Annotated in this window: 18 protein-coding genes and 1 tRNA gene; 5 read left to right on the forward strand and 14 right to left on the reverse strand. The window is 71.4% G+C overall.

The genetic code is table 11. The features are described 5' to 3' along the window. Positions 1-53: 53 nt before the first annotated feature. The 10 genes from rpmE to ACFPZJ_RS15110 all read right to left on the reverse strand — a co-directional run bounded on the left by rpmE (position 54) and on the right by ACFPZJ_RS15110 (position 13338). Positions 54-278, reverse strand: a complete 225-nt coding sequence (rpmE, locus tag ACFPZJ_RS15065; RefSeq protein WP_014675000.1) for a 50S ribosomal protein L31 — start codon at positions 276-278, stop codon at positions 54-56. A 249-nt stretch (positions 279-527) separates the two neighbouring features. Next, positions 528-1667 (reverse strand): LCP family protein, encoded by a 1140-nt coding sequence (locus ACFPZJ_RS15070; RefSeq protein ID WP_381021434.1) that lies wholly within the window; start codon positions 1665-1667, stop codon positions 528-530. A 224-nt stretch (positions 1668-1891) separates the two neighbouring features. Next, positions 1892-3700 (reverse strand): trypsin-like serine protease, encoded by a 1809-nt coding sequence (locus tag ACFPZJ_RS15075; protein WP_381022125.1) that lies wholly within the window; start codon positions 3698-3700, stop codon positions 1892-1894. A gap of 142 nt (positions 3701-3842) precedes the next feature. Next, complete coding sequence (rho, locus tag ACFPZJ_RS15080) at positions 3843-5870, reverse strand: transcription termination factor Rho (protein ID WP_381021435.1); 2028 nt, start codon at positions 5868-5870, stop codon at positions 3843-3845. A 408-nt stretch (positions 5871-6278) separates the two neighbouring features. Beyond that, positions 6279-7196 carry a homoserine kinase gene (thrB, locus tag ACFPZJ_RS15085; protein ID WP_381021436.1) on the reverse strand — a complete coding sequence of 306 codons (918 nt, stop codon included), beginning with the start codon at positions 7194-7196 and terminating at the stop codon, positions 6279-6281. A 372-nt stretch (positions 7197-7568) separates the two neighbouring features. After that, positions 7569-8627 (reverse strand): threonine synthase, encoded by a 1059-nt coding sequence (thrC, locus tag ACFPZJ_RS15090; protein WP_381021438.1) that lies wholly within the window; start codon positions 8625-8627, stop codon positions 7569-7571. A 6-nt stretch (positions 8628-8633) separates the two neighbouring features. Next, positions 8634-9926, reverse strand: coding sequence for a homoserine dehydrogenase (locus ACFPZJ_RS15095; protein WP_381021440.1), 1293 nt, complete (start codon positions 9924-9926; stop codon positions 8634-8636). A 163-nt stretch (positions 9927-10089) separates the two neighbouring features. Further along, positions 10090-11481, reverse strand: coding sequence for a diaminopimelate decarboxylase (gene lysA, locus ACFPZJ_RS15100; protein WP_381021442.1), 1392 nt, complete (start codon positions 11479-11481; stop codon positions 10090-10092). A 15-nt stretch (positions 11482-11496) separates the two neighbouring features. Continuing rightward, entirely contained in the window at positions 11497-12780 is a 1284-nt protein-coding gene (nrtL, locus tag ACFPZJ_RS15105) for an ArgS-related anticodon-binding protein NrtL (RefSeq protein WP_381021443.1), read from the reverse strand. Between the two features lie 99 nt (positions 12781-12879). Continuing rightward, the gene (locus ACFPZJ_RS15110; protein ID WP_381021445.1) at positions 12880-13338 is read right to left on the reverse strand and encodes a response regulator; all 459 of its coding nucleotides are present in this window, start codon (positions 13336-13338) and stop codon (positions 12880-12882) included. Positions 13339-13610: 272 nt separating this feature from the next. Between ACFPZJ_RS15110 and ACFPZJ_RS15115 the strand changes: the two genes are divergently transcribed. Then, positions 13611-13682: transfer RNA gene (locus tag ACFPZJ_RS15115), tRNA-Arg, on the forward strand. A 142-nt stretch (positions 13683-13824) separates the two neighbouring features. Here ACFPZJ_RS15115 and ACFPZJ_RS15120 read toward each other — a convergent pair. The 3 genes from ACFPZJ_RS15120 to ku form a co-directional block, all read right to left on the reverse strand. Then, a complete protein-coding gene (locus ACFPZJ_RS15120; protein ID WP_381021447.1) occupies positions 13825-14208 on the reverse strand; it encodes a DUF6083 domain-containing protein in 384 nt (127 codons plus the stop codon). 363 nt (positions 14209-14571) lie between these two features. Then, the gene (locus tag ACFPZJ_RS15125) at positions 14572-15702 is read right to left on the reverse strand and encodes a class I SAM-dependent methyltransferase (RefSeq protein WP_381021449.1); all 1131 of its coding nucleotides are present in this window, start codon (positions 15700-15702) and stop codon (positions 14572-14574) included. A 230-nt stretch (positions 15703-15932) separates the two neighbouring features. Next, entirely contained in the window at positions 15933-17015 is a 1083-nt protein-coding gene (gene ku, locus ACFPZJ_RS15130) for a non-homologous end joining protein Ku (protein WP_461095528.1), read from the reverse strand. An 85-nt stretch (positions 17016-17100) separates the two neighbouring features. Between ku and ligD the strand changes: the two genes are divergently transcribed. Further along, positions 17101-17982, forward strand: a complete 882-nt coding sequence (gene ligD / locus ACFPZJ_RS15135; RefSeq protein ID WP_381021452.1) for a non-homologous end-joining DNA ligase — start codon at positions 17101-17103, stop codon at positions 17980-17982. 141 nt (positions 17983-18123) lie between these two features. Here ligD and ACFPZJ_RS15140 read toward each other — a convergent pair whose 3' ends face one another. Next, positions 18124-18927, reverse strand: a complete 804-nt coding sequence (locus tag ACFPZJ_RS15140; RefSeq protein ID WP_381021453.1) for a nuclease-related domain-containing protein — start codon at positions 18925-18927, stop codon at positions 18124-18126. Positions 18928-19026: 99 nt separating this feature from the next. Between ACFPZJ_RS15140 and ACFPZJ_RS15145 the strand changes: the two genes are divergently transcribed. From ACFPZJ_RS15145 to ACFPZJ_RS15155, 3 genes are all read left to right on the forward strand, one after another. Further along, entirely contained in the window at positions 19027-19533 is a 507-nt protein-coding gene (locus ACFPZJ_RS15145) for a protein-tyrosine phosphatase family protein (protein ID WP_381021455.1), read from the forward strand. Between the two features lie 202 nt (positions 19534-19735). Continuing rightward, on the forward strand, positions 19736-20476 hold the full coding sequence (locus tag ACFPZJ_RS15150; protein WP_381021457.1) for a hypothetical protein: 741 nt from the start codon (positions 19736-19738) through the stop codon (positions 20474-20476). A 5-nt stretch (positions 20477-20481) separates the two neighbouring features. Further along, complete coding sequence (locus ACFPZJ_RS15155; protein ID WP_381022127.1) at positions 20482-21756, forward strand: ATP-binding protein; 1275 nt, start codon at positions 20482-20484, stop codon at positions 21754-21756. Positions 21757-21760: the final 4 nt, after the last annotated feature.

Raw genomic sequence — 21760 nt, forward strand, 5'->3', positions numbered from 1 at the left:
CCCGGCGCACGCCTCGAACGGGGCGCGGCCGTGGACCGGCGGTTTGGGGCTCGCTACTTCTTGGAGCCGGCGGCAGCCTTGCCGAAGCGGGCCTCGAAGCGGGCCACACGGCCACCGGTGTCGAGGATCTTCTGCTTGCCCGTGTAGAACGGGTGGCACTCGGAGCAGACCTCGGCCCGGATGGTGCCGGACTCGATGGTGCTGCGGGTGGTGAACGACGCGCCGCAGGTGCAGCTGACCTGCGTCTCGACGTACGCGGGGTGAATGTCGCGCTTCAAGGTGTCTCCTAGGTTTCGGGAGGGCGCCGGGTCGCAGCCGCGGGGTGCGGGTGCGTGAACCGGAGCCGACGTACCAGTCTGCCAGGACTGGCGCCTTCACCCAAAACCGGGGGTTGCCGTCGTTTGTTCCCTGCGGGTCGGGTGTGGTGCGCGGTCGGGGGTGCGACCCGACCGCCGGGGTCGGGTGCGGGCCGGTCGTGGCGGGTCGCGCCCACGCGGCGGAGCGCACGTCGACACAGACCGCGCCGCCTACTGGGACGTCACCACGCCCTTGGCTTCACCGGTGGCCGTGCCTTCGGTGGCCGCCTTCGGGATCGGTCTGTCGTTCTTCAGGGCGTCCCACACCAGCTGCGCCTTCGCCTTCTGGACGATGACGCGGTTGGGGTCGGCGGGGTCGTACTGCACCGGCATCGTGACCATGTGCATGTTCTTCGGGGTGATGCCCTTGAGGCCGTTGGCGAAGGACATCAGGGCGTTCACCGAGCCCAGGTCGGAGTCGGTCGTGACGGTCCTGGTGGCGGTGTCGGCGAGGTCGTACAGCTTCTTGGGGCTGGTGAAGATGCCGACCTCCTTGACCTGGTTGACCAGGGCCTTGATGAAGGCCTGCTGGAGCTGGATACGGCCGAGGTCGGAGCCGTCGCCGACGCCGTGCCGGGTGCGGACCAGGCCGAGGGCCTGTTCACCGTCGAGGCGGTGTGTGCCGGCCTGGAGCTCGAGGTGGCTGTCGGGGTCGTCGATGTTCTTGGTCGTGGTGACCTCGACGCCGCCGAGCTCGTCGATGAGCTTCTGGAAGCCGCTGAAGTCGACCTCCAGGTAGTGGTCCATGCGGACGCCGGTCATCGACTCGACGGTCTTCACGGCGCAGGCGGCCCCGCCGGTGGAGTAGGCGGAGTTGAACATCACGCCGTTCGCGGCGGGGTGGTCGTCGCCCTGGGTGTCCACGCACTCGGGGCGGTCGATGATGGTGTCGCGCGGGATGGAGACCACGCTTGCCTTCTTGTGGCCCTCGTAGACGTGCACGATCATCGCGGTGTCGGAGCGGGCGCTGCCGTCGTCGGTGCCGCCGCCGAGCTTCTTGTTGCTGCCGGAGCGGGTGTCGGAGCCCAGCACGAGGATGTTCTCCGAGCCGTTGTCGACCTTCTCGGGCCGGTCGGTGCCGAGGGCCTGGTCGATGTCGACGCTCTTGATGTTGCCGTTGAGCTTGAAGTACAGGTATCCGGCGCCGGTGCCGCCCAGGACGACGATGCCCGCGGCGGTCCAGGCCATGACCATCAGGCCCTTGCGGTGTCCGCCGCGCGGCTTGCGGCGGCGGCCCTTCGCGCGGTGGCGCGGGGTGCTGATGCCGGACTCCCCCGGTATGCCGGGTCCCGGTGTGCTCTCGGCAGACATGTGCTCCTCAGCTCGTCTCCGGTCGGTTACCCCCTGCGGGTCGGTGCCAGACCTGGCCTGTTCGGACACGCTCCGTTCAGACCCGTACTGCACCCATCGTCACCCCGTCCGGTCAGACGGGAAAACCGGCCACAGAGTTGCACAACGCTCTGTGCCCACCGCATGCGGCGATGGGCACAGAGCGTGGTCGTTTCAGCGTGAGAGCACGGCGCTCACCTGCGGTTTCAGCCCCAGATGTCGTACTGCTGGTAGCCGGTGCCCACCGAGATCCGTGTGGCGAAGATCTCGCTGGTCGCCTTGCCGGTGCCCTTGTACAGGTACAGCGTGCCGCCGGGCGTACGGGCCAGGAAGTCGGCCTTGCCGTCGCCGGTGATGTCGCCGACCGCGTCGAAGGCGTTGTACGTCGTGCTGCTCCAGGTGCGCACCTTGATCCGGCTGGAGAAGGCCCCGGAGCCCGACTTGCCGGTGCCCTTGTAGAGGTACACGTAGCCGTTGCTCTTGCCGCGGGCGATCAGGTCGGTCTTGCCGTCGCCGGTGAAGTCGCCGTGGCCGCGCAGCGAGTTGTACTGGTTCCAGCCGGAGCCGACCTTCACCCGGGGCGCGAAGGTGCCGTCGCCCTTGCCCGGGTAGATCCACAGGTAGCCGCCGGAGTCCACGGACAGCAGGTCGGGCAGGTGGTCGCCGGTGACGTCGCCGGGCGTGACGATCCGGGTGCGGGTCTTCCAGTTGTCGGCGATCTGCTTGGTGGCCCAGGTGCCGCTGGAGGTCACGTAGTGCGACCAGTAGACGTCGCCGGTGCTGCTGACCCGGTAGACCAGGTCCTGGTAGCCGTCCCGGTCGAGGTCGGTCTGCAGGACGAGGTTGACGCCGCTCCAGTCGCCCCACGACTCGCGGGCGGCGAACGACGTGCCCGTGGAGTTCTTGGAGTAGCCGGTCCGGGTGGAGGCGTTGCGCACCCACAGGTCGGCCTTGTGGTCGCCGCTGATGTTGGTGTCGTCGATCCGCGGGTAGACGGCGCCGACGTACGAGCTGACCTTGGCGAAGACGCTGTAGGCGCCCTCCGCGACGCAGTCCTGCACGCCCCAGGAGACGACACCGACGATCCGGTTGTTCACGACGAGCGGGCCGCCGGAGTCGCCGTTGCAGGCGGACGTGGTGCCCTCGTCGCTGCCGGTGGCGGGTTCGCCCGCGCAGACCATGTGGTTCTTGACGAAGTCGGCGCCGTAGTAGCCCGCGCAGGTGGTGTCGGACTGGATGGGCAGCGTGGCCGTCTTCAGCGTCTCGGAGATGTCCTGGCTGGTGGAGCTGGTGCGGCCCCAGCCGTAGACCTTGGCGCTGGTGCCGGGCGTGTACGAGGCGGTGTCGCCGGACGTCGTCATCCGGATCGGCGTGACCTTGACGGGGTTCGGCAGGGTCAGGACGGCGATGTCGTTGTCGATGGTCGTCGCGTTGTACGACGGGTGGTTCCACTGCCGCCAGACGCCGGAGACGGTGCCGCCGTGCAGGTCGGTGTCGCCGGACTCGTCCGTGGTGGGCAGCTGGGCGGTGCCGGTGAGGATCGCGCCGTTGTTGTGCCAGTCGTAGCCCTTGACGCAGTGCGCGGCGGTGAGGATCTTCGTCGGCGCGACGACGGCTCCGCCGCAGAAGAACCCGATGTCGTCGGTCTCGCTGGTGGTGCCCCGGTCGTCGTAGTACCAGAGCTGGGCCATCCAGGGGGCCGAGGCGATGGTGGTGTTCGTACCGCCGATGACCTTGGCGTCGACGGTGCCGTCGCCTGAGTCCGAGCCGGAGCTCATCGACGACTTGCTGGTCTGCCCCGCGGTGTCGTCGCCGGCGAGGGCGCCCGCGACGCGCCTTTCCAGCTCGGCGAGGGAGGGCGCGCTGGTGGCGGGCTTGACGGTGGGCCGCGGCAGCGCGGTCGCCGCGTCCGCGGACGAGGTCAGCAGCGCCGCGGCGACGGCGGCGGCGACTCCGGCGGCGGCGACGGGCAGGGCGAGGCGTATCCGGCGTCTGTGACGACCGCCACCGGACATGGACGTGGACAAGGATGTCCCCCCAGAGGTGCATGAGATCGATGAGGTGCCTGATGCACCCCTTCCCCTCAGCGCCAGAAGGCCGTTTCCCGTCACTGGCTGACGGAAAACGGCCTTCTTCGGGGTCGCGGCCTACCGGCGACTAGTCGCCGTTGCCCGGCGCCGGCGTCGTCTTCTGGATCTGCATCAGGAACTCGACGTTCGACTTGGTCTGCTTCATCTTGTCGAGCAGCAGCTCGATGGCCTGCTGCTGGTCGAGCGCGTGCAGCACCCGGCGCAGCTTCCAGACGACGTTCAGTTCCTCGGCACCGAGCAGGATCTCTTCCTTACGGGTGCCGGAGGCGTCGACGTCGACGGCCGGGAAGATGCGCTTGTCGGCGAGCTTCCGGTCGAGCTTGAGCTCCATGTTGCCGGTGCCCTTGAACTCCTCGAAGATCACCTCGTCCATGCGGGACCCGGTGTCGACGAGCGCCGTCGCCAGGATGGTGAGCGAGCCACCGTCCTCGATGTTGCGCGCGGCACCGAAGAAGCGCTTCGGCGGGTACAGGGCGGTGGAGTCCACACCACCGGACAGGATGCGGCCGGAGGCGGGCGCCGCCAGGTTGTACGCACGGCCCAGACGCGTGATCGAGTCGAGCAGCACGACGACGTCGTGGCCCAGCTCCACCAGGCGCTTGGCGCGCTCGATGGCGAGCTCGGCGACCGTGGTGTGGTCCTCGGCCGGGCGGTCGAAGGTCGAGGAGATGACCTCGCCCTTGACCGACCGCTGCATGTCGGTGACCTCTTCCGGACGCTCGTCGACGAGGACGACCATCAGGTGGCACTCGGGGTTGTTGTGCGTGATCGCGTTGGCGATCGCCTGCATGATCATGGTCTTGCCGGTCTTCGGCGGGGCCACGATCAGACCGCGCTGGCCCTTACCGATCGGCGAGACCAGGTCGATGATGCGGGTGGTCAGCACGCCCGGGTCCGTCTCCAGGCGGAGGCGGTCCTGCGGGTACAGCGGCGTCAGCTTGTTGAACTCCGGGCGGCCGCGGCCGTGTTCGGGTGCCATGCCGTTGACGGAGTCGAGACGCACCAGCGCGTTGAACTTCTCGCGGCGCTCGCCCTCCTTGGGCTGGCGCACGGCGCCGGTGATGTGGTCGCCCTTGCGCAGGCCGTTCTTGCGGACCTGGGCGAGGGAGACGTACACGTCGTTCGGACCGGGCAGGTAGCCGGAGGTCCGGATGAAGGCGTAGTTGTCGAGGATGTCCAGGATGCCCGCGACGGGGATCAGGACGTCGTCCTCGGTGATCTGCGGCTCGGAGGCCATGTCGTCGCGGCCACGGCGACCGCGGCGGTCGCGGTAGCGGCCGCGACGGCCACGCCGGCCGCCCTCGAAGTCGTCGTCGTCCTGCCGGCCGCCGCCCTGCTGCTGACGCTGCTGGTTGCCCTGGCCCTGCTGGCTCTGCTGCTGGTCGTCGCCCTTGCCCCGGCGGTCGCGGTCGCGGTCCCGGTCCCGGTCGCGGTCCCGGTCCCGGCCGCGCTCGCGGCGGTCGCGGCGGCGGCCCTCGCCGCCCTCACCGGCATCGCCCTTGGCGTCGTTCTGGGACTGCTGCTGGGACTGCGCCGGCGTCTCGGCCTTCGGTTCGCTCTTCGCCTCGGCGGCGATGGTCTCGGGAGCGGCGGCCGCCGGCGCGCCGGCCTCCGCGGTGGCGCGGCGACGCCGGCGCTCGGCGGGGGCGTCGTCGCTGGCGGGCTGGCCCGGGATCTCGATCTGCTGCTGGGCGACGGCCTTCTCCGCGGGGGCCTCGGCCTTCGCGTCCGCCGTCTTCTCGGCCTTGTCGGCGCTGTCACCCGTACGGGTCCGCGAGGTGGCACGGCGCTTCGGCTTGGTCTCGGCGGGGGCCTCGGCCTTGTCGGCCGGGGCGGCATCCGCTCCCCCGGAGGGGGCACCCCCCGCCTGCGCCTCCTTGATGACCTCGATCAGCTGGCTCTTGCGCATGCGCGCGGTGCCCCTGATGCCGAGGCCGGATGCGACCTGCTGCAGCTCGGCCAGCACCATGCCCTCGAGGCCGGTACCGCGGCGCCGCCGGGAGCCGGCACCGGTGGCAGGCGCGGAGGCGTCCGTGGCGGGCGCGGCAGCGGTCTCCTCGACACGTGCGCCCATCAGATCGGTGGTGTCGCTCACGAAGGGTCCTTCCCTGGAGCGGACGTCGGCCTGTCTGGCTCGGCGACCGGTTGTGCTGTCCGGCGGTGGTCCCGTTGGTGTGGACCGTGCCGGGGCGGTGGTCCGCCTAAGCGGCGGAGGAAATATCTGGTGATGGCGCTTCCTTGAGCCGTGGCACCCAGTGTCTGTGTCACGCGGCGTGGTCGCACCGGTTCCGAAGCGTGCCCGTCGGCCCGCTCAGTGTCCGTGTACGTCGTACGCTCCACGTACGACGTACGGAACACAGTGCGGCTTGGGGGGCTCCCGGAAGAATGTCTGTCCCGGACGGGGACACGAGGCACCTCGCCATGGTGGGGTCGGGTGCAGACTTGAGGTTAACACTACCGGATCCAACAAACATTCCCCCTCTCCAAATCCGGCAACCGTGTGTCAGGCCGCGAGCGGAAGCACGCTCGCGCCCTGCAGATCGAGGCTCAGCCGGTTCGCGGCCCAGTCCTCGCCCGCCAGTGTCTCGATCTTGTCGGCGGTGCCCGCATCGGCCAGCGCCATGACCGTGGGTCCGGCGCCGGAGATCACCGCGGGGATGCCGTCGGCCCGCAGCCGGTCCACCAGCGCCGCGCTCTCGGGCATGGCGGGGGCGCGGTACTCCTGGTGGAGACGGTCCTCGGTGGCGGGCAGGAGCAGTTCGGGGCGCCTGGTCAGGGCCTCCACGAGCAGGGCGGCACGGCCCGCGTTGGCCGCCGCGTCGACATGCGGCACGGTGCGCGGGAGCAGGCCGCGCGCGGTCTCGGTCAGCACCGGCTTTCCGGGCACGAAAACCACCGGAACGATGGAATCCGAGGGGTCCATCCTGATCGCCCGGGCCGCGCCACCCTCCATCCAGGAGAGGGTGAAGCCGCCCAGCAGGCAGGCCGCGACGTTGTCGGGGTGGCCCTCGATCTCGGTGGCGAGTTCCAGGAGCGCGGTGTCGTCGAGCTTGGCCTCGGCGCCTATGGTCACGGCCCGGGCGGCGACGATGCCGGCGCAGATGGCGGCCGAGGAGGAGCCGAGGCCCCGGCCGTGCGGAATGCGGTTGGCGCAGACGATCTCCAGGCCGCGCGGCTGTCCGCCCAGCACATCGAAGGCGGTGCGCAGGGACCGCACCAGAAGGTGGCTTTCGTCGCGCGGGAGCGTCTCGCTGCCCTCACCCGCGATGTCGATGTGCAGCCCGGAGTCGGCCACCCGGACGACCACGTCGTCGTACAGACCCAGCGCGAGGCCGAGGGCGTCGAAGCCCGGGCCGAGGTTGGCGCTGGTGGCGGGGACGCGCACCCGGACGGCGGCGGCGCGGAACGCTGGACCGGCCATCGCTCGATGACTCTCCTTGAGCTGCGTGACTGTCGAATGACATTCGATGACGTACGAGGACCCTGGGGGCCGCTGCCGACCGGAGGGCCGGCCGCTGTCCGGGCCGCGGAGACGGCGCGGCACCGGCCGCTGTGCGGAGGCATATGCGGCGGGCGGGTTCAGTACAGCCTATCGAAGGAAGGTTCAGTGGCGACATAGGGCGCACAGGAGGCGCACGATGCGTGTCGTAAGCCCCCTGTGCACCCCCCGTAGGGAACTTCCCCAGGTAAGCGCCGTCTTACGCCGGACCGTGGCGCGCGTTACACCGGCGCTGCTCGCGCGGCACCGTCCGCCCCGGCCCGGGGCCGTGCACGCCCGTCCGGGCGCGCGGCACTACGCCAGACCGAGGCGCTCGGCGGCGGCGGCCGCGTCGACGGGCACGGTGACCGGCTGCGGGGCGCCGGCGACGGCCCAGTCGGGGTCCTTCAGGCCGTTGCCGGTGACGGTGCACACGATGCGCTGGCCCGGGTCGACCTTGCCCTGTTCGGCGGCCTTCAGCAGACCGGCGACGGACGCGGCGGACGCCGGCTCGACGAAAACGCCCTCCTGCGCGGCCAACAGCCGGTAGGCGCGCAGGATCTCGCGGTCCGTCACCTCGTCGATGAGACCGCCGGACTCGTCCCGCGCGGCCAGTGCGAACTGCCAGGAGGCGGGGTTGCCGATGCGGATGGCGGTGGCGATGGTCGACGGGTCCTTGACCACCTCGCCGCGCACGATCGGGGCACTGCCGGAGGCCTGGAAGCCCCACATGCGGGGGGTCCGGGTGGCCACGCCGTCGAGGGAGTACTCCTTGTACCCCTTCCAATAGGCCGTGATGTTCCCGGCGTTGCCGACCGGCAGGACATGGATGTCGGGCGCGTCGCCGAGCATGTCGACGATCTCGAAGGCGGCGGTCTTCTGCCCCTCGATACGCACCGGGTTGACCGAATTCACCAGTGCGACGGGGTAGTTCTCGCTCAGAGCGCGCGCGAGGGTGAGGCAGTCGTCGAAGTTGCCGTCGACCTGGAGGATCTTCGCGCCGTGCACCAGGGCCTGGCCCATCTTGCCCAGCGCGATCTTGCCCTGCGGCACGAGCACCGCGGACACCATGCCGGCACGCACCGCGTACGCGGCGGCGGAGGCGGAGGTGTTGCCGGTGGAGGCGCAGATGACCGCCTTCGCCCCCTCCTCCTTGGCCTTGGTGATGGCCATGGTCATACCGCGGTCCTTGAAGGACCCGGTCGGGTTCGCGCCCTCCACCTTGAGGTGGACCTCGCAGCCCGTGCGCTCGGAGAGCACCTGCGCGGGCACGAGGGGCGTGCCGCCCTCGCGGAGCGTCACGACCGGCGTGGTGTCGGATACCGGCAGCCGGTCCCGGTACTCCTCGATGATTCCGCGCCACTGGTGGGTCATTGCTGGTTACTCTCCTTCAACCCGCATGATGCTGGCGACACCGCGCACGGTGTCGAGCTTGCGCAACGCCTCGACGGTCCCGCCGAGAGCCGCGTCGGTCGCACGGTGGGTGACGACGACGAGGGAGGCCTCGCCGTCCTTGCCCTGCTGCCGAACCGTATCGATCGAGACACCGTGCTCGGCGAACACGGTCGCCACATGGGCGAGAACGCCCGGTTTGTCGGCCACTTCGAGGCTGATGTGGTAGCGCGTGACGACGTCGCCCATGGGCGACACGGGCAGCGCGGCGTAGGCGGACTCGCCGGGTCCGGTCGCGCCGCTGAGCCGGTTGCGGCAGACGGCGACGAGGTCGCCGAGCACGGCGGACGCGGTCGGCGCGCCGCCGGCGCCGGGCCCGTAGAACATCAGCTGCCCGGAGGCGTCCGACTCGACGAACACGGCGTTGTAGGCGCCACGCACGGAGGCCAGCGGATGGGTCAGCGGAATCATGGCCGGATGCACGCGCGCGGTGACGGAGCCGCCGTCCGCGGCCCGCTCGCAGATGGCGAGCAGTTTGATGGTGCAGCCCATCTCCTTCGCGGAGGCGAAGTCGGCGGCGGTGACCTCGGTCATGCCCTCGCGGTAGACGTCGTCGAGCCGCACGCGCGTGTGGAAGGCGATCCCGGCGAGGATGGCGGCCTTCGCGGCGGCGTCGAACCCCTCGACGTCGGCGGTCGGGTCGGCCTCCGCGTAGCCCAGGGCGGTGGCCTCGTCGAGGGCCTCCTGGTACCCGGCACCCGTCGAGTCCATCTTGTCGAGGATGAAGTTCGTGGTCCCGTTCACGATGCCGAGGACACGGTTGACCTTGTCACCGGCGAGGGACTCCCGCAGCGGCCGGATCAGCGGGATGGCGCCGGCGACGGCGGCCTCGTAGTAGAGGTCCCTGCCGTGCTCCTCCGCCGCCGCGTGGAGGGCGGCCCCGTCCTGGGCGAGGAGGGCCTTGTTGGCGGAGACGACGGAGGCACCGTGCTCGAAGGCGGTGGTGATGAGGGTCCGGGCCGGCTCGATGCCCCCGATGACCTCGACGACGACGTCGATGTCGCCGCGTTTGACGAGGGCGGTGGCGTCGGTGGTGACGAGCTCGGCGGGGACGCCCTCGCGTACCTTGCCGGGCCGCCGGACGGCCACCCCGGCGAGCTCCACCGGGGCGCCGATGCGGGCGGCGAGGTCGTCGGCGTGCGTCGTCATGATGCGCGCCACCTCTGAGCCGACCACTCCACAGCCCAGCAGCGCCACCTTCAGCGGACGCGTACGCATCATCCGACCTCGTTTCCTGAATACCGTCACGGTGGGACCAGTCTCACTCACCGGACGGGAGTTTCTGCCCCCGGTCCGGATCGTGAGACATCTATTTCATTTGTACCGGGGCGGAAGACAGGAGATCTTCCGCCCTGGTGGCGGCCGGTTCCTTTTCGGACCCGGGTCAGCCGACGTCGAGACGCAGGAGGTCCTCCTCGGTCTCGCGGCGGACGATCACACGCGCCTCGCCGTCCCGCACGGCGACGACCGGCGGGCGCAGCACGTGGTTGTAGTTGCTGGCCATGGACCGGCAGTACGCCCCGGTGGCCGGTACGGCGACCAGGTCACCGGGTGCCACGTCGGCGGGCAGGAAGGCGTCCCGTACGACGATGTCACCGCTCTCGCAGTGCTTGCCGACGACCCGGCACAGCATCGGCTCGGCGTCGGAGCTTCGCGAGACCAGGGCGACGCTGTACTCGGCGTCGTACAGCGCGGTGCGGATGTTGTCCGACATGCCGCCGTCGACGGAGACGTACGTCCGCAGCCCGTCGAGCGGCTTGATGGTGCCCACCTCGTACAGCGTGAAGGCGGTGGGTCCGACGATGGCGCGGCCCGGCTCGACGGAGATCCGCGGCGTGCGCAGCCGGGCCGCCTCGCACTCCCGGCTGACGATCTCGCTCAGCGCCTTGGCGATCTCGTGCGGCTCGCGCGGGTCGTCGTCGCTGGTGTAGGCGATGCCGAGACCGCCACCGAGGTCGATCTCGGGCAGCTCGACCCCGTGCTCGTCACGGATGTCCTTCAGCAGCCCGACGACGCGGTGCGCGGCGACCTCGAACCCGGACATGTCGAAGATCTGCGAGCCGATGTGGCTGTGGATGCCGACGAGCTCCAGCCCGTCCAGCTGCAGGGCGCGACGTACGGCTTCGGCGGCCTGTCCGCCGGCGAGCGGGATGCCGAACTTCTGGTCCTCGTGGGCGGTGGCGATGAACTCGTGCGTGTGGGCCTCGACACCGACGGTGATCCGGATGAGGACCTTCTGCCGCTTGCCCAGCTCCTGGGCGATGTGGGCGACCCGGACGATCTCCTGGAAGGAGTCGAGCACGATGTGCCCGACACCCGCCTCGACGGCCCTGGTGATCTCGCTGACGGACTTGTTGTTGCCGTGGAAGGCGATGCGCTCGGCGGGCATGCCGGCGGACAGGGCGGTGGCGAGCTCGCCGCCGGAGCAGACGTCGAGGTTCAGCCCCTCCTCGTGCAGCCACCGCACGACGGCCCGGGAGAGGAAGGCCTTGCCCGCGTAGAACACGTCGGCGTCCTGCCCGAAGGCGGTGCGCCACGCACGCGCGCGTGCCCGGAAGTCGGTCTCGTCGAGGATGTACGCGGGCGTGCCGAACTCCTCGGCGAGCCGGGTGACGGGCACGCCGCCGACGGTGACGACACCGTCGGCGTGACGGGAGACGGTCTGCGCCCAGACCTTGGGGTCGAGGGCGTTGAGGTCGGCGGGCGGAGCGCTGTAGTGGCCCTCGGGGAGGACGTCGGCGTGACGGGGCCCGGCGGGGTGTGCGGAACGGCTCATCTTCGGCGTGCTCTTTCAGAGGTGGTCGGGTGCGTCGATGCCGAGCAGGGACAGGCCGCCGGCCAGCACCGTCCCGGCGGCTTCGGCGAGGGCGAGCCGGGCACGGTGGGCGGCCGAGGGTTTCTCCTCACCCAGCGGCAGGACGGCGGGGAGAAGGGGAAGCACGGCATCGGCGACGGTGACGAGGTGCCGGGCGAGACGGTCGGGCCTGCGGTGCGCTGCCGCGTGAGCCAGGACGCGGGGGTGGTCCCCGAGAGCGGCGACGAGGCTTTCCACGCCGGCCACCGCGCTCCCGGCCCGCAAGGCGACGGGGCCCGGTTCCGCGCCGAACCCGAGGTCGGCGGCGTTCCGGGTGAGCGCCCGGGTACGGGCGTGGGCGTACCGGACGCGGAAGAGCGGGTTGCTCTCGCGCTGCACGAGGTGGTCGTCGGTGATCCGCGGCCGGTCGTGCGGGGCGGGATGCAGCAGGGCCCACCGGGCGGCGTCCCGACCGAGCGGCAGCGGGTCGGCCGGGGCGGGCACGGGGCGGACGTCGACGTCGAGAGCTACGGATACGGGGGCGTGGGCGGGGGCATCGGGCCGCCCGCCGGCTTCGGCACGCACTCCGAGAAGGTCCTCCCACTCCGGCTCGGGCCGGGCCACGTAAGCGGTACGGACGAGGACGCCCTGGGAACGGAGGATCCGGGCGAGGGCGTCCATGACCACGATGGCGCGGACTTCGTGGGGGGAGTGGAGGGTGAGGGTTTGGGGGGGGTGGGGGGCGTGGTTGGGTGCGGGGGTCTGGTTGGGCTGGGGGGCCTGGTTGGGCCAGGGGTTCTGGTTGCGCCGGCGGTTCTGGAAGTGCTGGGGGGCCTGGAGGGTCATGGCCGTCTGAGCGGTCTCGACGGTCTGGCCGGCAGGGGCCGCCGCGCACCGATCGGCGGGCTCGGTGAGCTCGGTGAGCTCGGCGGACCAGGTGGCGTGCCCGTACCGGGTGCCGTCCCGGAGGATCTCCCGTACGAGTGCTGCGGGCGCGGCGTCCCGCAGGCTGATGTTGAGGAACCCGGGCCCGGTGACGACGACATCGGCGATGCCGTCGAGCCCGGCGAGACGCGGCCGGAGGATCTCGGCGACACGCCGCGGCAGCTGCCCGGCGGGCCTGGAGAGCTGCAGGGCGATCGTGGTGGCGTAGTCACCACAGCCTCCCGGCCCCGGCGGGGCGACCACGGCCCGCTGCGGAACGGTCACGCTGAGTTCCCCGTCGTCGACAGCACGACGCACGGCGTGCAGCACGGTGCGCGAGAGCTCGACGGGGGTCACGGGACAAGCGTAGGGGAGGAGGGGGGTGGGTAGGCGAGCCGGTTTGCGGAGGGTCCGGGATGTGGACGGGCTGGGCTACGCGCCCCCGACCGACACCTGTCAACCGCCGGCCTGCCCGGCCCGCTCGGCCTCCCCCACCTCGACGACGCCCCCGAACGAGGAGTCGCCCTTCGCGCCACCGACCTGCCGTTCGACCAACTGCCGTACGAGACGCACGAGCTCGGCGGGCTCGAACGGCTTGGGCAGGAAGGCGTCGACGCCGACCTCGAGCCCGGCCTCGACCTCGTGCTGCGTACAGGCGCTGACGATGGCCAGGGGAAGATCGCGGGTGCGGGGATCGGCACGCAGTCGCGCGGCGGTGCTGAGCCCGTCCAGCCGCGGCATGACGACATCGAGGGTGACGACATCGGGCCGCACCTGATGAACGACTTCCAGACACTCGGCACCATCGGCCGCGGTCACGACCTCGAGGCCCTCCAGCTCGAGGTTGACCCTGATCAACTGCCGGATGACCTTGTTGTCGTCCACAACAAGAACCCGGCCCGATGCGCCTGGCACAACTCGAGAGTAGGTCCGGACCGGCCACCGCGTCCGGGTTTTGCCCACTTCCACCCCGTGCGAGGGACGCGGACTTCGCCCTGACGCGACGCGACCGAGGCATGGGAGGACTCGGTCGTGTTGGTGTCATGGCCACCTCTGGCCGCCCGGGCATGCGCCGCCCTCGATGGCGAGCCGCCGACGCATGCCCGGACCTGCCGGAAACCCGTTCATGACCACCCCGGCAGAGCTGGTAGTGTTCTACCCGTCGCCGCGAGCAACGCGACGGACACGCCCCCGTAGCTCAGGGGATAGAGCAACGGCCTCCGGAGCCGTGTGCGCAGGTTCGAATCCTGCCGGGGGCACCCTGCATGAGGTGCCCAAAGACCCCGTCACCAGCGGAAACGCTGCGGTCGGGGTCTTCGCGTATGTGCAGGCGGGTGTCGCTCGGAGGGGCCGGGCCATTGGGCATCTTCCCTTGTCAGCTCCGAGGTTTCGACGTGCCCGTCAGCCGGCGTGCGGCCATTGCTCAGGAGGCGGAGGCGGCTTCGGGTCGTTCTGCCGCTCCACTCGCCGCGCGTTCTCCCCTCGCAGGCTCGTCAGCCACGGCCACAGATCCGGCAGAGGCTGTGCCGGACAGGCGAGACCGTGCTCGATCCGGCACCGCTGGAACTGATCGGGCGGACACACCCCGTAGACCGTCACCCGCCCGTCGGACAGCTCGATCCACCGATGCTCCGCCGGCACCGTATGAGCCAGCGGGCGCATGTCCGGTTCCAGCAGCACCCATTCGTGCTCGAGCGTCGCGACTCGGTCCTGCAGCAGTCCGCAGTACGGGCAGCGGGACTGCCCACCACCCAGCCGCCGCGGTTCCTCATTCAAAGCCCCCATACCGTGAGAGTCGCCAGCCCGTCGGCCCAGGCGTAGAGCGCGAACCGGACGGAACACCTGGGGCGGCCGTCCGTCAGCGAGGCGCAACACGACGCGGCAGGTGCAGCCAGCAACCAACGGCCGAGAGCGCGCGGCCGAGACACGGCGTAGACCCCGGCCCGCAGGCAGGCTGGGGGCTGTCGATTTGCGTGTGGCATCACTCGTTCTCGCGCTCGACTTTTCGACATTGCGGTTGGCGATCTCCTGTCGTGCCAGGTCGTGCGGGGAACCACGGGGAAGCACCGGATACCGACTTGGCGGTCGAACGCGGGCGCAGACACCCGGAGCCGCAGGTCCGCCGGAGAGACGCCGGCACCGGCGCCCTCAGTGCTTCCCCGCCACGTAGTACGCGTTGATCGGATCGCCCTCCACCGACTTGATGGTGATGGACTCGAAGCCGGCGTCCTCCAGCATCTGGACCGCTGTCTCGCTGCCCCATACCGTGCCCAGGCCCGCGCCGCCCGTGCTGAGGGACGTTGTCATGCAGTAGAAGACGGAGAAGCCGTAGAGCGCGGGGCCGAAGGGGTGGGTGACGTTCTGTTCCAGCCTGCTGGACGCGGCTATGTCGCCCATGAGGAACGTGCCGTCGGGGCGGAGGGACCGTGCGATCGCTGCCAGGGTCTCGGCCGGTCTCGCCAGGTCGTGGATGACGTCGAAGGCGGTGATCAGGTCGTAGAGGCCGGTGACGTCCGTCGAGTCGCCGAGGGTGAAGCGCACGTTGTCGAGGCCGGTGCGGGTCGCTTCGGCGCGGGCGGCGGCGATGCCGGACTCGGACTGGTCCAGGCCGTGGAAGCGGCTGGCGGGGAACGCCTTCGCCAGGACGACGGGGGCGTGGCCCTGGCCGGTGCCCACGTCGAGGACGTCGATGCCGGCGCGGAGTCGTTCGGGCAGTCCCGGTACCAGCGGCACGATCGTGTCCACGAGGGCCTCGTCGTAGACCCGTGCGGTCTCCTCGGCCTGGAGGGCCTGGAAGCGGGGGTAGGCCGAGTACGGGACGCCTCCGCCGTCTCGGAAACAGCGCAGGACCTGTTGTTCGACCTCGCCCATCATGGCGATGTAGGGCATCATGCCGGCCAGGTTGTCGGGGCCCGCCGCGGTGGTGAGGGAGGCCGCGTGTTCCGGCGGGAGGCGGTAGGTGCGCCCCTGCGGCGCGTACTCCAGGAAGCCGCCGACGACCATGCCGCCCAGCCACTCGCGTACGTAGCGTTCGTCCAGGCCCGCCGCCTCGGCGATGTCGGCACTGGTCGAGGGTGGCAGTCCGGCCAGTGTGTCGAACAGGCCGCACTGGTGGCCGACGCTGGTGAGCAGGGCGAGCGCGGCCTTGTTGAGGACGTCGACGACTTCGCCGGCGAACGCCTCCGTCCTGGCCGGGTCCAGGGGTGTCTGTGGTCTCGGTGGTGACGGCGGTGGTGTCCCCGGTGTTTCCGCTGGTTGTAGTGGCTGGGAGATCTGCATGATCGCTCCCTCTTCGCACGTTGCGGCATTTTTCACGTTACGCCGCATCTCAAGGGGCGGGTCTTACGGATCGGGGACGGGTGGCGCGAGGGTACCGGTACCGGTAGTCGTGTCCAGCTCCCGGGCTCCTGGGGACGCCAGAGGCGGCGCAGACAGCCGATCGGTCTCAGACTCTGGCTCCGGCTCCGGCGTCGCCGCCGGGCGCGCCGGTGTCGGCACGTGGTGACCGGTCAGGCGCTGCGCTTGCGTGACGTCGCCTTCTTGGCCGTCGTCTTCTTCGCCGTCGACTTCGCCGTCGATTTCGGCGTCGACGTCGTCGACTTCGCGGTGCTCTTGGCCGCCGTCTTCTTCGCGCCCTCTCCCGACTTCGCCGTCGATCTCGCCGTCGACTTCTTCGCCGACGCCGACGCGGTCGTCTTCTTGGCCGCCGTCTTCTTCGCGGTGGACTTCTTCCCGCCCGCCTGCTTGGGCGCCGTCCGTGCCGTCTTGCGCTCGGGGAGCGGCTTGACCTCGGCCTTCTCCCCCGCGGCCGTCTCGCCCCGCGCCTCCCGGGCCGCGCGCACGCTCTTCTCCAGGGCCGCCATCAGGTCCAGGACCTTGCCGCCCCGGGCGGGCTCGGGGGCCTCCGGCAGCACCTCGCCGGCGGCCTTCGCGGCGATGACCTCCTCCAGCGCCTCGCGGTACTCGTCGTGGAGGTCCTCCAGGTCCACCTCGCCCAGGGTGTCCATCAACGCGTCCGCCAGGTCCAGTTCCTTGTCGCGGACCGTGACGTCGGTGTCGGGGGCGATGCCCTCGGGGGCGCGGACCTCGTCGGGCCAGAGCAGGCCGTGCATCGCGATCGCGTCGCCGACGACCCGCAGCATGCCCAGGCGCTCGCGTCCCCGCAGCGCGAACTTCGCGATCGCCACCTTGTTGCTGCGCTTGAGGGCCTCCCTCAGGAGGGTGTACGGCTTGGCGGCCGGGGCGCCGCCGGCCGCCAGGTAGTACGCCGCGTCCATCTGGAGCGGATCGATTCTGTCCGCCGGGACGAAGGCCACGATCTCGATCGTCTTGGCCGTGGGGATGGGCAGGTGGGACAGGTCCTCGTCGGTGATCGGGATGACCGTGCCGTCCGCGTCCTCGTAGCCCTTGCCGATCTCCGCGCCGCTGACCTCGCGGTCCTCCAGTTCGCAGAACTTGCGGTAACGGATGCGGCCGCCGTCCTCCTCGTGGATCTGGCGGAACGAGATCGAATGGCTCTCGGTGGCGTTCACCAGCTTGATCGGGATGCTGACCAGGCCGAACGAGATGGCGCCGTTCCAGATGGATCTCACGTGCAGCACCCTTCCGGTGGTCTTCCGGTCGTCTGCCGGTCACTGTTGTCAGGATTCGTATCGGTTTGCGTGGGATTCTCATCGTATGGCTCCCATCACAGAGGTGGAGGGGCGGCGGGTCCCGCTCAGCAATCTGGAGAAGGTGCTGTATCCCGCCACCGGCTTCACCAAGGGCGAGGTGCTGCACTACTACGCGACCGTCGCCGAGGTCCTGCTGCCGCATCTGCGCGACCGGGCCGTTTCCTTCCTGCGGTATCCGGACGGGCCGGACGGGCAGGTGTTCTTCACGAAGAACGTGCCGCCGGGTACGCCCGAGTGGGTCACCACCGCGGAGGTGCCGAGAGTGGAGGGGCCGTCACGGATGGTGGTGGTGCAGGATCTGCCGAGTCTGATGTGGGCGGCCAACCTCGTCACCGAGTTCCACACGCACCAGTGGCTGGTCGACACCCCGCAGGAGGCCGACCGGATCGTCTTCGATCTCGACCCCGGGACGCCCGCCACCATCGTGCACTGCTGCGAGGTCGCGCTGTGGCTGCGGGAGCGGCTGGCCGAGGACGGGATCGAGGCGTACGCCAAGACGTCCGGGTCCAAGGGGCTGCATCTGCTGGGCGCCGTGCGCGGGGCCTCCTCCGAGCGGACGTCCGAGTACGCCAAGGGGCTGGCCGTCGAGGCCGAGCAGGCCATGCCGCGGCTCGTGCTGCACCGCATGACCCGGAGCCTGCGGCCCGGGAAGGTCTTCGTCGACTGGAGTCAGAACGCCGCCCGGAAGACCACGGCCACGCCGTACACCCTGCGGGCCCGGCCGGAGCCGCTGGTGTCCGCGCCGGTGACCTGGGCGGAGGTGGAGGAGTGCCGCTCGCCCGGTCAGCTGGCGTTCCACGCCCAGGACCTGCCTCCGCGCGTCCAGGACTACGGCGACCTCCTCGCTCCGCTGCTCGATCCGGAGCATGCCGGTCCGCTGCCTTGAGACCAGCCTGCGAGCTGCTGCCCTGTGATCACACCCTGAGGGGTGTCTCACACGGTCTGCTCGTGGTCTCCCAGAGTCTCCTGGGGCCCGCTCCCACCAGCCCTTGCCCGGTGGCCCGTCGGGCCGGCTCCGGCCCCGGTCTCACACCCGCGTCCACGTGTTGCGGTCCCGTGCCATCGCGTGCAGTGCCTCCACGTCGGCCGGCTTGAGCACTCCGCCCAGGTGGGCGAGGTCCCCGAGGTCGGTGTCCGCCAGGACGCGGACGTCACGCGGCGGGACGGCGGACGAGACGTCCGAGGCGCCCACCAGGGCCAGTACGGGGCGCACCTCGGCGGTCAGGGCGTAGGAGGCGCGGTCGGCGTCGGCGCGGACGCGGCGCAGGAGGGGGCGCGGCTCGCGGCGGCCCAGGGTGACCAGGGGGTCGGTGAGCGTCACGCGCTGCTTACGGGCGTACAGCGTGTGGACGGCGAAGAGTCCGCCGGGGCCGATGACCAGGTGGTGGATGCGGTCGCCGCCGGGCAGCGGGACGGAGTGCAGGGCGTGCCAGCCCGCGCCGTCCAGGTGGTCCAGGGCGTCACCGACGGTCTGTTCCGCCTCCAGGGCCCGGCGGCGCGGGTCGGGGCGCAGGCGGTGGGCCGGGCCGGGGGCGCGGTCGAGGGCGACCAGCAGGGCCTCGCCGGGGCGGTTGGGGGCCAGGTCGTCGTCCGGGTGCAGTGCGAGACGGGCGAGCTCGGCGGGGGTGGGCACCGGGGGCGGGCCGACGGTCACGTCGCCGGTGACGAAGGGGCCCAGCGCCTCCAGGACGTCCTCGGCCCGGTCCTCGCTGAGCAGGTTGACCCGGGCCGCCTCACGGTCGTACCAGGCGATGTTGCGGCCGTCCGGGAGGCAGACGTAGAGCCGTTCCCGGCCGTGCCGCCAGGTCGGTATGACGCGCAGTCCGCTCATGCACCATCACCCCATGACCATGGGAACAGGCGGGGTGCTGCGGGGGCAAGAAGCCGGTTACCTTTGGATGGAGTTGGGCGGTGATGGTGGGAGGCGCCGTTGCGGACCCGCGGGAAACAACCCGACGTACCGGCCCCGGACAGTCCGTGGAGTGAGATCGTCCCCGGTCTGTGGATGGGCGGGCACCAGTTCCAGGGCGAGACGGGGCGGCTGGAGCTCGCCGTGGTCCGTGACGAGTTCGATCTCGTGCAGACGCTGCTGCGACTGCCGGGGCACGGGCCCGGTCCGGGTGTCGAGCACCATGTGTGGCCCATCCCGGACGGGCCGCTCGACGGGACGCAGCTCGCCGGGGTGATACGGCTGGCCGAGGCGGCGTGCGAGGCGCTGGAGGAGGGGCGCAGGGTCCTCGTGCGCTGTTACCACGGCTACAACCGCTCGGGGCTGGTCGTGGCGCACGCGCTGATGCGGCAGGGCGGCTCCGCCGACGCGGCGATCCGGTTGATCCGGGCCCGCCGCTCCCCCTGGGCGCTGCACAACGCGTTGTTCGTCGAGTACCTGCGGGCGGGTCTGGCCACGGCCCGGCTGCTGGAGGAACTGGCCGAATGAACCGGTGCGCCGCGGGTCCGGGACCTCTGTACGGCCCACCCGGGACGCAAATAGGACTTCCTCGCGAATAAGGTGTACGGGCCCCGCCCGCCCCGCCCCAGGGCCCCGCCCGCCCCGCACCCAGGGGACCGGCCGCCCGGCCACCGCGGCCCCCGGCCGCCCCGCCAGCAAGGGCACGCCCGCCCCGACCCGCAGGAGAACCGTGCCCCGCAGCCGCCGCCCCTCGCGCCTGGCCCTCCGTACCGCCCTGGTCTGCGTGCTGCTGGCGGTCGCCGTGGGCTGCGGGGACGCGGGCGGGTTGCAGGGCGCCGGGGCGGCGCCGACGGCGGTGGGCCCGGCCCGGCTGTGGCCGGAGCTGACGCCGGCGTCGAGCCCGGCGTTCGTCATCGGCGAGGTGGACACCGAGGTCGTGAAGGGCATCACCGTCCCCGGGGACGACATCCGCCGGGTGGACCCGGTCGCGGTCGTACGGGCCGAGATCGCCGCGGCTCCGGGCGACTACGACCTGGCGAAGGGGCCGTACCGGGAGACGGCCCGCCGGATGGCCGACTGCGGCCAGGGCCCCGACAAGGGCCGGTGCCCGGTTCTCGAGCCGTACTACCGGGACCTGACCGGCGACGGGCGCGACGAGCTGACGCTGGGCTTCCGGCTGCTGCCGGGCCGGACCACCGCGGTGCGGGTCTACACCGTCGACGAGCACCGGCTCCTGCGGGTGATGGCGTGGGACGACGCCCTCAGCGGCGTCGAGCTGGCCGGGCGGTCGGTGATCATCCGCTCGCCGTCCGAGGTGGCGGGGTACGAGTACCGGCTGACCTGGACGTGGGACCGGGAGCAGCGCGCGATGCTGCTCACCCACGACGAGATGCTCCGCACCGGCCCCCGGACGCACCCCTCCCGGCACCCGTCCGCCAAGGCCCCCTCCCCCTCGCCGAGCCCGCGGTGAGGGCCCTGTCCAGGCTCGTCCTCCCCCAGTGGGCGGCGACGCTCACGGCGAAGGCCGCGGTGTTCATCACCGTGATGTGCTGCGCCCTGGCCGCCCTGCTCGGCGTCCTCGTGCACGTCCAGGTGACCAACCAGACCGTCGGCCAGGCCCGGGACCGCGCGCTGCAGCGGCTCACGGAGGCGACGAAGGCGTACGAGGCCGGGGACTCGCTGATGCCGGGCGCCGGGCTCGATCCGGCGGGGCTGCCCGCCTCGCTGCGGACGCTGGCGGTGACCGGTCGGCGGGGCACGATGGTCGCCGAGTACCGCGGGCGCCCCACGATGTGGGCGGCGGGGCCCGCCGACGGCGGGCGGGCGCTGGCCGTGGAGATCGACTACTCGCAGCAGGCCCGCACGATCAGCGGTCTGGACCGGGCGATCCTGTGGTCGTCGGGGCTGGCCATCGGGGCGACGCTGCTGGTGGGCGCCTTCGCGGTGACCCGGGTGACCCGGCGGCTGCACACCACGGCCCGGGTGGCCCGGCGGATCAGCGCGGGCGACCTGGACGCACGCGTCCACGACCCCCGTACGGGCACGGGTCCCCGTGCGAAGGATCCGGCGCGTCCGCAGGACGAGGTGGCCGCGGTCGCCGCCGCGCTGGACTCCATGGCCGCGTCGCTGCAGGGCAAGCTGCTCGCCGAGCAGCGGTTCACCGCGGACGTGGCGCACGAACTGCGCACCCCGCTGACCGGGCTGCACGCGGCGGCCGAGCTGCTGCCGCCGGGCCGGCCGACCGAACTGGTCCAGGACCGGGTGGCGGCACTGCGCACCCTCACCGAGGACCTGCTGGAGATCTCCCGTCTGGACACCGGGCGGGAACGGCTGGAGCTGGACACCGAGCATCTGGGGCCGCTGGCCGAGCGGGTGGTGCGGGCGTCGGGGGCCGGCACCGAGGTCAGGGTCGTACGGGACGTGGCGGTGGAGACGGACCGGCGGCGGCTGGAGCGGGTGCTCGGCAATCTCGTCGCGAACGCGCACCGGCACGGGCGGCCACCGGTGGTGCTGACCGTCGACGGGCCGGTGGTCACCGTACGGGACCACGGGGACGGCTATCCGGAGTACCTCGTCGCACACGGGCCGCAACGGTTCCGCACGGAGGGCGGCGCGAAGGGCCACGGGCTCGGGCTGACCATCGCGCTGGGCCAGGCGGAGGTGCTGGGGGCCCGGCTGGAGTTCGCGAACGCGCCGGACGGCGGGGCGGTGGCGACCCTGACGCTGCGCATGCCCCCGCCGGAAGGCTGAACCG

This window comes from Streptomyces bullii (assembly GCF_042657145.1).
Classification (GTDB): Bacteria; Actinomycetota; Actinomycetes; order Streptomycetales; family Streptomycetaceae; genus Streptomyces; species Streptomyces bullii.